The sequence below is a fragment of the Vibrio sp. Y20_XG_PY13 genome (genome assembly GCF_024181925.1).
GTDB classification, from domain to species: domain Bacteria; phylum Pseudomonadota; class Gammaproteobacteria; order Enterobacterales; family Vibrionaceae; genus Vibrio; species Vibrio parahaemolyticus.
This window is the reverse complement of sequence record NZ_JAMZAL010000003.1, coordinates 527,490-539,692: the sequence shown is the minus strand read 5'-3', so window position 1 is coordinate 539,692 and position 12,203 is coordinate 527,490. Positions and strand designations below refer to the sequence as shown.

Sequence of the window (12,203 nt, the reverse complement as noted above, 5' to 3'; positions counted from 1 at the left end):
ACATGGAAAGTAGATTTACCTAGATCAATACCGATAATTTTAATAGCCGACATGATGGCACCTCCCGAAGTTCAGCGACATAGCTGAGTTTAGTGTAGGTGTGGGGCGTACCATCTAATTAGTGAGTTAGGACAACCACTTCACTCACTTGTAAAGCATAAGAATGTTTAACGACCGACGTTGCAAACCTACACACTCATCCCATATGTAGAAAGTTCAATAAGATACTTATCTTTCATCAGCTCATTTGACTACGTGATTCATTGTTTTTATACACATAAAGTTGCACAATATTCTCAGTGTGTTTTTATTTGAGAAAAATCAAATGAATAACTTTATCTATCAAGGTGGTATTGCAATTTCTGAGGATGACTTTCAAAGTCATCTAGGCTCTTTATGCCAATTAGAAAACATTGGTGTTCTTCTTGGTGCTGGTGCATCCGTAGGATGTGGCGGTATGACAATGGAAGGAGTATGGCTTGATGCAATAAACTGTTCACCTGATCTACTCGATGAATTACTTACTTTTAATCTCATAACTCAAGAAAATATTAATAATAAAGATGTAAATGTGGAGCAACTTTTAGATCAAGTAACTCAATATTTATCGGTATACAAAAAGACAACACCATTAAACATTGAAACAGATTTTGAGTCCCAACCAGTTGGCAAGCTTCAGAAAATCATCCTTTGCTTATATCAATCAGTAACTAAAGCTGCACTACTGGTAAAGCAAGAATCTTTTGGTGATGAGAAATTAGGGTCTCAAGACAAGTTCCAATATCACAGAGAACTGCTTGAAAAATTAATTTCAAATCGCCAGCCAGGTCAAGCAGCTCCAATGCTTTTTACCACCAACTATGATCTTTCATTAGAATGGGCAGCCGAAGAAATAGGCATACAACTTGTCAATGGTTTTTCTGGACTTCATACGAGAACTTTCCAACCCCAAAATTTTGATTTGAGCTTCAGAAACGTTAATGCAAAAGGTGAAGCCAGATTTGGACACTATCATGCTTACTTGCATAAATTACATGGCTCATTGTCATGGATTCAAGAGCATAACAGTGACATTAAAGAAATCCCCTCTGCTCTGGCTAAAAGTCGCTATATTGATCCATTGCTAAATGGAGAGCCTGTTTATGACAAGCAATTCTTAATTTATCCAGGTGCGAATAAGTACCACCATACAATCGGCTTTGTATATGGCGAGATGTTTCGTCGGTTTAGTGAGTTCTTATCAAAGCCTCAAACAGCTATCATCATCAACGGATATGGTTTTGGTGACTACCATATCAATCGGATAATTCTAGGTGCACTACTAAACCCATCTTTACATATTGTTATTTTTTATCCTGAACTTGATAAAATCTCGGTAGATGCCGAAGGTTTAAGCGAATCTCAAAAGTGTATTAAAAAGCTCAAATCACTGTCATTGAATCAAATTACAATTGTTGGTGGAGGCTCATCTGCTTACTTCGATTCATTTGTTAAATACATCCCGAAACCAGTTTTATTCCCTCGAGATACTTCAACGCAAGATCTTGTAACTGCGATCAATGATTTAGTTCAAAGTGGAAATCAGATATGAGCATTGAGACTATTGATTCTATTGGGTATGTGGTTGCTCTTGAGGGAACGAAAATTCGCGTTAACTTACTGGAAGGACATAAAGGTCAATTAGCATCTCACCGACGCGGTATAAGTTCTGTTTCTCAGCCAGGTGATTTAATTGGATTAGATGCAGGTACTAATCTTGTGATTGCCAGAGTTACAGACATGGCATTTGTTGATCCTGATAAAGCCCACTCTTCTAATGTGGGGACGATGAATGTAATTGACACCCCTTTAAGGCAACTCCTAGCGTATTCCATCGGCTATGTATGTCAGGATGGTGATCATCGAAAATTTATTTCTGAGAGTTGGAAGCTACCTACGCTAGGCGCGAAGGCTATTCCACTATCGAGCGACTACCTAGAAAGTATCTATGGTGTGAATGAAGATGAAAAGAATTCCACTGTTGAGCTAGGCCGAGATTCTAGAACTAAAACAACCAAGATTAATGTAGGTCTCAATTCTCTACTATCAAGACACCTTGCCGTCCTAGGCAGCACGGGCTATGGAAAATCAAATTTCAATGCTTTATTGTCACAAAGAATTCGTGAGAAATTTAAAAGCTCTAGACTCGTTATATTCGATATCAATGGCGAATATGCCGATGCTTTTATTGGACAAACACAAGTGAAAGAGACGATCTTAGGCAGCCGTCCTGCTGCTAAAGTATTCCCGCCTATAGCCGTACCACCTCCGCCTCCCGAGGTTTTTGATGGTAAGCACCCTGACTATCACCAAATACCTTATCAGGCATTTGGTTATGCAGGCTTAATCAAGCTACTAAGACCGAGCGATAAAACACAATTACCTGCATTACGAAATGCCTTGAAATCACTTCATATGGTCTGTGCAGGCAACAATGGCACTGTATTTACAGGAGAGACCATACCGCCTTCTACAACTCCAAATTGGTTCGAATTGGTTGATGATTGTCGGCAAGATGGGCAAGAACAATTAAGTCAATGGTTGAGAAAACTAAGAAGCAACTCACTTGGGTATTTTCCAACATGGCCTCCTTTTAATGCGCTAGCTAACCTTGTTGCGGAGTTTGGTTGCCAAGCATTCACGCCCAACGGTACAAGTAAAAGGGATGCTTTTAGTTATGGCAACGTCTTGCCATTAGTTAAGATTATCCAACAACTTGTAGACGACCCTCGCTTTAACAATGTAGTTAATCTATCTGGTGGCCAAGCTATCAATAACCCTGCGCTCATGTGGGACGAAGAAATTGAAAAAGAAGTAGACTATATTTTTGGTAAAAAATCGGGGGAACTGCAAGATTGGGACGTTCATATCATTAATTTGAAAAATATTGCAGACGATCATGCCCCAATGATTTTAGGTTCACTTTTAGAAATGTACTCAGATGTATTGTTTAAAAGAGGCCAAGATCAAAATTATCCTACAATGCTTCTTTTAGAGGAAGCACATCATTACCTTAGAGACCCCTTTTCGGAGGAAGGTACTCAACTTAAAGCCTACGAAAGACTTGCAAAAGAAGGGCGTAAATTTAACTGCTCTTTACTGGTGAGTACGCAGAGGCCTTCAGAGCTATCTTCTACAGTTCTTGCCATGTGTTCAAATTGGATTTCTTTGCGTTTAACTAATGAGCGGGACATCAATGCACTAAGACATGCGATAGAAAATGGTAACGAACATACTCTTAGTGAAATTTCTGGTTTACCTAGAGGAGACGCTATCGGTTTCGGTTCAGCTTTCAATATCCCTATTCGCTTTTCCATCGATGAAGCTGAGCCTAAACCAAAATCTTCTGATGCCGCATTTGCATCAATATGGTCATAAGTATCTCAATTGGAATATTGGCTGTAGTTGCCAGACTTAATAACAAGTCAAAATTGATTAGCATTTGTATGGCACATTAAAACTAAAGACTCGTAATAGTTATGTCGACCTAAAACGTTTTGGGGCAATTATGAGTCAATTAGTACAGCTATTTTTCTATTGCTCATAATTCTTATATAGCCATTATTTATGTAGTTAGTTGCACTATATCGGCATAAGTCATGTTCGTTCAAATAGGTGTGCTAAGAAATGTTATGGGTAACCACTCTAGGTAAAATAGAACATAATGGCATGCTAACGACTCGACGAACTGCTCCAATAAAAAACGCCCTTCCTAGAGATAGGAGGGGCGTTTGTTGTGTTAAGTACCTGTGTTCAGCATCGCTCATTTTTGGACGAGGTCAGCGCAACAAATTTATGTCGTGCAATGAGCCTAATGGCTATTCATGATGCCGTTGGTAGTAGAATAGAATTAGAGTGAAGCTCATACCTAGTCTCTAGATTTTGTTTTTCTATGAAACTCTTTTCTTTCTGTGAGTAAGGATTTTTAGCGTTCAAATCAAGGAATATACCTTGATAACGCCACCCCTTACGACGAAGCTCACTCACCGATTGCTCTCCACTTTGTAGCTTTCTTCCATACCTATCTCTGACTGTCACAATAACTTTGGTATTGTCCGGTTGCTCATCATATCCGTACCATATTAATGCCTCGGATTTTTCACCCAATATAAATGGGTCATCGTTTGGGATATTTGAGCATTGAACAACGGTAAACGTTTGGTTCTCTCTGTCTTTTTTGTCGCGTTGGTGAGATAAGTATTTTAAGCCAGCAACAGGTTTGAGTTTGTATTTGTAAGCGGCAGAATCATATTCAAAGTACGAGTCATCGTAATGTGGATACATGGCTTTTTCAAACCAATCCCCGCTTGGGTTATCGACAAATTTAATCTCTGGTTCAGCGTGACTTTCAACAAAAGAAGGCGTGTATTGATAGGTCACGTCAAAGAGATGCTCTTCCATGTCCGGCTTGGTAAGTGAATCAAAAGCTCGCCCCACAGATTTCTTGATTTTGTTAATCGAGTCAGGATGAGTTAAATAGATTTCAATTAAACCATGCCCTGCAATGTCTGCTGTGCTTGGCGCTATAGCGGTATTCGGTACAGGGACAGAGCCAATTCCCGTTAGCTGCAGGCCATTAATAACAAGGTCAGAGGTTGATAAAATATAGTCACTATCAGGGGTTAATGTTGGCGAGGCCGGCGCAATATGAACCACGTGAATATTATCAGCGTCGTATCCTAATTGAGAAACAACATACTTGTAAGATTGGTTCACCCATAAGTTTCCTTGCGAGTGAGCAATATAAATTAGCTTTTTGCCTTTCCATGTATTGGAATCATTGATGAGTTTATGCTGCATCTGAGTTTTTTCAGTATCAGGTGAATCAATCGAAGTACTCAAGAGCTGCAAAAACTCACGAATCATCGTATTCATACCTTGGCTGACAAGGTCAGAAACAAACCCTTTAAACCATGAAAAAGTCGCACTAATTTTTTGGATGATGGAACTGTCCTGACGTCCGCTAACGATTTCCCAAAACGCTTCCCATCGGTCAAATTGCTTTTGACCCAACTCTTGTGTTCTTTGATCAAAAGTTTCAGCAAAATCAGCTAATACATTCAACCCGTTACTTTCAATGTAAGAGTCATTGTAGAACAGTTGATATTCAACTGGCTCACCGTTGAATTGCTTGATACCAAGGGTTGATTCTATTTTCTTCTGCCCTTGTTTAGCTCCTTTTAGTGTCGTAGCTACACCATTAAAAAAGCCGATTGTGTAGCCTTCAATATCGCAGGAATTGGCACTGACATGCGCGGGGAATATCGTGAAAATCAAAAGGGCACCTGTTAGCTTATTCACAGTATTGCTCCTCAGCAGGGAGCAATGTACTGACTGAACCATCTAGCAACTGATTGTAAGTAAGATAAGCCACCGTTCTAGCTTTAGTGTTGTATGTTAGTGCTGAGATTGTTTTTGACGTATCGATTGAGTCATCCACTGGGATACCGACAAAATCTTTGCAAGCGAGAACTTTATCGAACTCGTCGCCTATCGCCATAGCTTTGTCAATATTAACCTCAGTCTTCTCACTCCAATCGTAATATAGGTTTTTCTGAGTTTGACGTGCATCTTGCTTCAATGCATTGCGCACTGGCTCTGACACTTCTAACGCATTGATGAATGCCTCGATATCGTCGCGTATTCCGTCTTTATTTTCATCACGACCTGTCAGGGAATCACTTCTATCTAGTGTGTAATCAAATTTTCGATATAGCAGAGCAAATTGGTCATCAATTGTAGGTTGAGCCTTTAGCTCTTTAGCAATCTCCGGCGTTTTTTTAAAACTTTGGTGTGGTTGGTTGTGATTTGGGTCTGGAGTCGGAGTGTTTTGCTGGTTACAGCCAGAGAGAATAAGCAGTCCAAGTAGCGATAATTTTTTCATATGAATAATCCATGTTTTTATGGATATTACATGTGCGCTTTGCGGATAGACCAATTGCGTTTTGTTATACCGAGCAAACAACTGGCAATTTAACTCTCCATGTTTGTATGCATTTATCTTGAGACAAAAACGCCCTTCACCTGAGCAAAGAGCGTTTTTTACTTGAGGTTATGGTTCGAATATTAAAGCACCAAACCGCCATCAATCTTGAGCACTTGTCCGGTTATAAACGCACTTTGATCAGAGACCAGAAACGCAACGCCATTGGCGATATCTTGCACCGAGCCCATACGTCCTAGGGGCGTTTTACTTTCCATCATTTGAATGACTTTTTCTGGCAGGTTCTTGGTCATTTCGGTGGTGATAAAACCAGGGGCAACACAGTTCACTCGGATTTGAGCGCCTTTTCTCGATAGCTCTTTCGCCCAACCTTTGCTCATTGAGATGACGCCGCCTTTACTTGCGCCGTAGTTACTTTGCCCAATATTGCCATCCGTACCCACGATAGAAGAAATGCTGACAATGCTACCTGCGCCCTGCTCTAGCATTACTGGCGCGACGCGTTGAGTCAGTAAGAACACAGCCTTTAAGTTCACATCGATTACGCTGTCCCAATCTTGTTCTAGCATGTCTGGCAGCAATGCATCGCGAGTAATACCCGCGTTATTAACCAGCGCATCGATTCTTCCATGCTGCTCTACAATACTGTCTACCACTTCGCTAACAGCAGCGGCATCACACAAATTGACTTGATAACTGCTTAGCTGCGCCGACTGGCTCCATTCCACAGGCGAGATATCCAGCCCAACGACGTGGAATCCATCTTCGAGTAATTGTTCGCAAATGGCCTGCCCTATACCGCGAGCAGCCCCTGTAACTACGGCGACTTTGTCGTGTTTCATCTTGGTCTTCCTTAAATGTTGAGATTACAAACTTGCTTGATCCTAGGCGCTTATCGTTATGTGGGTTTGTGCTTCTCATACGCAAAGGATTTTATTTCGTTAATGAAACTATAGGAATATTCTGGAAGTTTGATGTGAACGAATCAAGACAACTTGATGATGTTTCTGGCGGTTCTCAAGTTGAATACTAAAACAGAGAAATGGAGCGAGGCACTAACCAATTGAATAAAAACAAAAAAAAGCACCATTACCGCCAATGGTGCTTTGTATTAATTCTTCATCTGTAACAACACGATTTTTCTCAGCGGTGAGAAGAGATTAAATACTAAACCCGTCATAAACAGCGTAATAACAATCGTTGCACCACTAGGCAAATCATATTTTGCAGAAGCTGCTATCCCCAACAAAATACCAATTGTTCCGATACCTAAACTGGCGGTTAAAAAACGTCTACCTTTAAGGCTCGCAGCGCATAAAGCGGGAATCACCAATAAAGCAAACTCTAGGTAAATCCCCGTCAGTTTGACGGTGATCGGCATCAAAATAGCGAAGATGAGATAAAAACCGCTACCACGCATAAATTCGGGCTTTGTACGTACTAGCAACAACATCGCACCAGTGATTACCGTCAACGGCCAAACATCTTGCCATGTCGACCACAGTAGCTGACCATTCAAAATCCCTTGAATGAAATCAGCACCATGTGGGTCTTTGCTAACAAGTAACACCGCCAAAGAGGCAGATACCACAAACAAGCTGCCAATCATCGGCTCAAGATGCGGATGATTTTGCTTTTCTAATGCAGCAATCAATCCGCATAACAATAACGACATTATCCAAGGGCCAAGCATTGCACCAAGCCAAGATTCCGATAACCAAGGAATCCTCACGTACAAAGTAGATGAGTTTAGCCAATAATGACTAAGCGCCGCACCCAATGCTGCGACTTGAGCCACCGCAAGGTCGATGAAAATGATCTGCCGCTTTAAGACTTGCTGGCCCAATACGACGTTACCAATTAGCGCAATCACGCCGCACAAAATAGCCGGCGCTAACCATGTGTATTCAGTCATGATCAAAACTTCACAGCACTAGGAGAAACAAACACATCGAGTAACTCGGCAATCACTTCATCGTACAAATCATCTAAGTTCTGCTCTTTTGACACCGTCAAAGGCAATTGGACGACAGGTTTGTTTGTTCGTTGTTGCAACCACATTGCGGGGCGTTGATCTTGGTGAGACGAATACACAATCGCATCAAACGAACTTGCGTCCAACTTTGTCAGTGATTGCAGATGCGAGGTCGTCGGCGATACCCCTGGTTTCGGTTCAAGATCCGCGACTTGAACCATACCTAGCCAATCGAACAAGTATCGGTAAGTGGAGTGATATCCAACGATCCGTTTCCCCTGTAATGGTTGAGCTTTTGCTTCCCATTCGTTGAGTTTTTTTCGCCAATGCGCACGAAACTTCATCCCATTGAGCTGGTAGGTTGGCGCATTTTCAGGATCAACCGCTTGCAAACGCTGAGTCACAACACGCGAAAGCGTAATCATGTCATTCGCAGCAAACTGCACGTGCGGATTACCATGCGCATGAATGTCACCCATACTGCGATCCACATGTTGATGCGTATCCAGCATACGTACAAAACTGGCAACGTAAATCATGCTTTTTGCCCCATTTTGCACCGCAGCATTTGAGCTTCGTGCCTGTAGCATAGGCAACCACCCTACTTCTAGCTGTGCTCCAGAACACATAGCCAAATCGGCTTGACGCATTTTCGCAATCAACGAAGGGCGAGCTTGCACGTAATGTGGATCTTGTTTATCGGTAGTAGCAGAATAGATATTTGCTTCCGGAGCGTGGCGTTGCAATAAAGCTTTCCATTCCGGCTCACAAACAAAAATATCCAAAGCCCTTGTTGGAGAAGAAACAATGGCAGCAATCGCTGCCATTATGCCTAAACCTTTCGAGATAAAGGTTAATGACTTAGAACGCATGAGCACCGTGCGCCCCAAAAGTCATGACGTATTGCAATGTAAAGACGTTCTCTTTTTCTTTGTCTTGGTTTTCTGCACGCGTGTACTGCGCACGAACAGTACCAAAGTGCGAGGAATCCCACGCAATCATCGCATCGAATTCTTTATCATTTAGCGCAGTGAAATGCATGTGGTCACCATGAGCATGACCATCGTAGCTTTCCGCTTCGCCGTAACGAACGCCAGCAGACCAGCTAGGGTTAAATCGGTATACACCCGAAACGTAGTATGCTGTTAAGTTATCAGGGGATTCAGCTTCATCTTTAAATTTGCTGTCGACCACACCATCCAACAACATGTACTCGGCAGAAAACGTAAAGTTGCGGTACTTGTAGTTACCATCCGGGGCCCATTTCCAAACAAAATCAGCACCATAAAGATTCGCACCAGTAATCGCAGCAGCGTGGCTATGTTCATGGTCATGACCGGTATCAGCATGATGATCGTGGTCAGCAAATTCTTCCACCTTGCCGTTCTTGTTTCGCAGGTAACTCAAGCCAAATTGCCAACTAGAAGAATCTGAAATGTCGCTACCTAGTTTTAATGTTGAGGTAAATACACCAACGTCAGAACCCTCATCCACTGCCGACATCTTGCTGCCACTGAGCGCCTCAACACCAAATTTCACAAACAGATCTGTCGGAAGAACAAGGCTCGCTCTCACGCCATCATCATAGTAATGCGAACCAAGAAACGTTCGGTACGCTAATGGACGCTCAACAAAACTATCGGTATGCATGTGTTGGTTATTCAAGTAACCAAAATCGGAAAGAAAACGCCCCGCACGGACATTAAAGCCGTAAGGCAAAGCCAAGGTTTCGATAAACGCTTCTTCCAACATCAGTTCGGTGTCGTCAGCATGGCTTTCCAGCACTGTCGTCAAAGCGCCATGGAATTTATCGTCAATGTTTGCAGACAAACTAAGCTCAGTATGACCCAAGCCAAACCCTTCTTCTCGCTCTGAGTTATGACGCTGTCCATCTTGGTAATATCCGTCCAAAACGACACCAATTTGTGGATTCGACAACGTATCGGCAAAAACAGGGGATGCAAAAATGCTACCGATGACTAGAGAAACCAATTTTTTATTCACTACTTTTTCCTTATTGTTATGTTATAACATATGATTTTTAAGTTGTTATAATATAACAATTATCATTACACAAGGAATAATTGAAAATAGAACCCATTTGTATTCAGAAAACCGTTGAACATTGCTTAACCAACCATTGCATCAAATTACGTTTTTAAACGTATAATTGGAGCAAGAACCGACAAAATAAGTAACGGTATTTCAGTATGTTGAATATGGATTTTTCTCAAAGGGTCGTCATCGAAACAGGCAGCCAAAATTGGGTTGCTAGCCCCTCTCAAGGAGTGTGGCGTAAGCCATTGGAGCGAGAGGCAAAAGAATCTGGTCACGTAACCAGTGTAGTGAAGTACGAAGCAGGATCGCGTTTTTCTCCTCACCTTCACCCTTACGGAGAAGAAATTTTTGTGCTCGATGGTGTCTTCTCTGACGAAAATGGCGACTATCCCGCAGGTTCTTATCTTCGTCACCCACCCGGCAGTCAGCACGCGCCGTTTAGCGAGAAAGGTTGTGTCATTCTGGTCAAGCTCAATCAATTTGATCCGAACGATCTTAAAACTGTTCGAATCAATACTGGAGAAACAGAATGGTTGCCTAGCATTGGCGGACTACAAGTGATGCCGTTACATGATTTTAAGCACGAGCATGTTGCGTTGGTGAAGTGGCCCAAAGGAGAAAAGTTTCAACCTCACAGACACTTTGGTGGAGAAGAAATTTTTGTGTTATCTGGCGAGTTTAGGGATGAGCTAGGTATATACCCAACACATACTTGGTTGCGATCACCTCACATGAGTGAGCACTTCCCTTTTGTAGAAGAAGAAACGGTAATTTGGGTGAAAACAGGACATTTTCCGCTCGGTAGTTGATCGTTCCTAAATACACATATGGGGAGTAGTCTGTCACAACATGTCTCCCCAAAGATTTAAAGTGAATCAAAAGATATGATAAATGCCCAGTTGAAGTAATATCTATCTTTAAGAATATTTTGAACTCAACCAAAATATATTAACGTACAACGCTTATCCACAATACTAACACTTCTCACCTTCTAAAACTTGGTGTGTACTATTTTCCTATTTCAACACTACCCACATTCCTGCTACATTGGGAGAACAATAACTCACAAAGGAATGACAGATGAGCAGTGGTCAAAGAGATATTACCCTCCGTTTTTTAGCTGAACCTGGCGACGTTAATTTTGGCGGAAAGGTTCACGGCGGCGCTGTAATGAAATGGATCGACTTAGCCGCTTATGCATGCAGTGCCGCTTGGAGTGGAAAATACTGCATTACTGCCTATGCGGGTGGGATTCGTTTTGTTGCGCCTATTCATGTTGGCAACCTTGTGGAAGTTAGCGCGAAAGTCATTTACACCGGTCGAAGCTCAATGCACATCGCCATTGATGTTCAAGCTAGCGATCCAAAACAGATGAAAAATCGTTTAACTACGCACTGTATCGTGATTATGGTAGCCGTAGATGAAAGCGGTAAACCTACCGATGTACCGAAGTGGATTCCTGAATCTGATGAAGACAAGGCTCTAGAGCAATCGGCTATTCGCTTAATGAATATGCGTAAAGAAATTGGCGAAGAGATGGAAGCGCACGTTAAATATCTTAAGTAATTTTCCTGCTTCGAAAGCCCCTCTTTACCCCACTTTCCAACTCAGAGTGTGAAGCAACATCATGCTTCGGCCATTTGCTTCACACTCGTGACACATTGTCATAATTCCGTCACCTTGTTTTGCTTAAATCCACCCTGTATTTTGGAGCTATATAGAGTTTGGATCTTGAGACTAAAGCAAACAACCTTAAGTGAAGAGACGTTGACCAATTTGAAAGCGGTCGAATATCAATGGGTAAGAACCATGTACGTCGAGGGTTATAACGAATCGGAAATTAACCACTATATTCAGACCTGTTTCGGCGGCGATACCACCTTTGCCAACCTGTTTCGTCGCGTAGCGCTACAACAAGAGAGCTTGTATACACTGCTACAATACGTTGGCTGCGCGCCATCTAGCCGCGAGTTTTAAGTACCTCGGCATTTCCCGTCTTCACCTCGTTAAACTGACGTCCTTACTCGTAAATACGTCCACGACACCGCACATTAGTAAGACCTAAATCTCATACTTTCCCGCCATCACAGGTATTTATGTGAAGTGATTCGCAGGGCACCTCGGCGTCCCTGTGTAATCCATTGCAAAGCCGCTACTCTTTGTGTGTTTATTAAGCATAAAAAAACC

Annotated in this window: 11 protein-coding genes; 5 read left to right on the top strand and 6 right to left on the bottom strand. The window is 42.1% G+C overall.

Translation table 11 applies throughout. From position 1 onward, the window contains the following. Positions 1-325: 325 nt before the first annotated feature. Both NL646_RS11305 and herA read left to right on the top strand, forming a co-directional pair. Positions 326-1,591 carry an SIR2 family anti-phage-associated protein gene (locus NL646_RS11305; protein WP_069522054.1) on the top strand — a complete coding sequence of 422 codons (1,266 nt, stop codon included), beginning with the start codon at positions 326-328 and terminating at the stop codon, positions 1,589-1,591. After that, the gene (gene herA, locus NL646_RS11300; RefSeq protein ID WP_069522056.1) at positions 1,588-3,417 is read left to right on the top strand and encodes an anti-phage-associated helicase HerA; all 1,830 of its coding nucleotides are present in this window, start codon (positions 1,588-1,590) and stop codon (positions 3,415-3,417) included. Before NL646_RS11305 ends, herA begins: the two co-directional genes overlap by 4 nt. 444 nt (positions 3,418-3,861) lie before the next feature. Here the strand turns inward: herA and NL646_RS11295 are convergent, their stop codons facing one another. From NL646_RS11295 to NL646_RS11270, 6 genes are all read right to left on the bottom strand, one after another. After that, positions 3,862-5,340: a hypothetical protein gene (locus tag NL646_RS11295; RefSeq protein ID WP_203485306.1), complete on the bottom strand. Its 1,479-nt coding sequence runs from the start codon at positions 5,338-5,340 to the stop codon at positions 3,862-3,864. After that, the gene (locus NL646_RS11290) at positions 5,333-5,923 is read right to left on the bottom strand and encodes a chromosome partitioning protein ParA (protein WP_253664243.1); all 591 of its coding nucleotides are present in this window, start codon (positions 5,921-5,923) and stop codon (positions 5,333-5,335) included. Before NL646_RS11290 ends, NL646_RS11295 begins: the two co-directional genes overlap by 8 nt. 182 nt (positions 5,924-6,105) lie before the next feature. Beyond that, positions 6,106-6,825 carry a beta-ketoacyl-ACP reductase gene (locus NL646_RS11285; protein ID WP_253664242.1) on the bottom strand — a complete coding sequence of 240 codons (720 nt, stop codon included), beginning with the start codon at positions 6,823-6,825 and terminating at the stop codon, positions 6,106-6,108. A 269-nt stretch (positions 6,826-7,094) separates the two neighbouring features. Next, positions 7,095-7,898 (bottom strand): metal ABC transporter permease, encoded by an 804-nt coding sequence (locus tag NL646_RS11280; RefSeq protein ID WP_025620880.1) that lies wholly within the window; start codon positions 7,896-7,898, stop codon positions 7,095-7,097. Positions 7,899-7,900: 2 nt separating this feature from the next. Then, positions 7,901-8,830: a zinc ABC transporter substrate-binding protein gene (locus tag NL646_RS11275; protein WP_253664241.1), complete on the bottom strand. Its 930-nt coding sequence runs from the start codon at positions 8,828-8,830 to the stop codon at positions 7,901-7,903. Then, entirely contained in the window at positions 8,820-9,962 is a 1,143-nt protein-coding gene (locus tag NL646_RS11270; RefSeq protein WP_140125972.1) for a hypothetical protein, read from the bottom strand. The genes NL646_RS11275 and NL646_RS11270 overlap by 11 nt, the downstream gene beginning before the upstream one ends. 206 nt (positions 9,963-10,168) lie before the next feature. Here NL646_RS11270 and NL646_RS11265 point away from each other — a divergent pair, with 206 nt between their 5' ends. The 3 genes from NL646_RS11265 (at position 10,169) to NL646_RS11255 (ending at position 11,993) form a co-directional block, all read left to right on the top strand. After that, a complete protein-coding gene (locus tag NL646_RS11265) occupies positions 10,169-10,825 on the top strand; it encodes a cupin domain-containing protein (protein ID WP_017447310.1) in 657 nt (218 codons plus the stop codon). A 271-nt stretch (positions 10,826-11,096) separates the two neighbouring features. Continuing rightward, on the top strand, positions 11,097-11,582 hold the full coding sequence (locus NL646_RS11260) for an acyl-CoA thioesterase (RefSeq protein ID WP_005499665.1): 486 nt from the start codon (positions 11,097-11,099) through the stop codon (positions 11,580-11,582). A 165-nt stretch (positions 11,583-11,747) separates the two neighbouring features. Continuing rightward, a complete protein-coding gene (locus NL646_RS11255) occupies positions 11,748-11,993 on the top strand; it encodes a hypothetical protein (RefSeq protein ID WP_017447309.1) in 246 nt (81 codons plus the stop codon). The last annotated feature ends 210 nt before the right edge of the window (positions 11,994-12,203 follow it).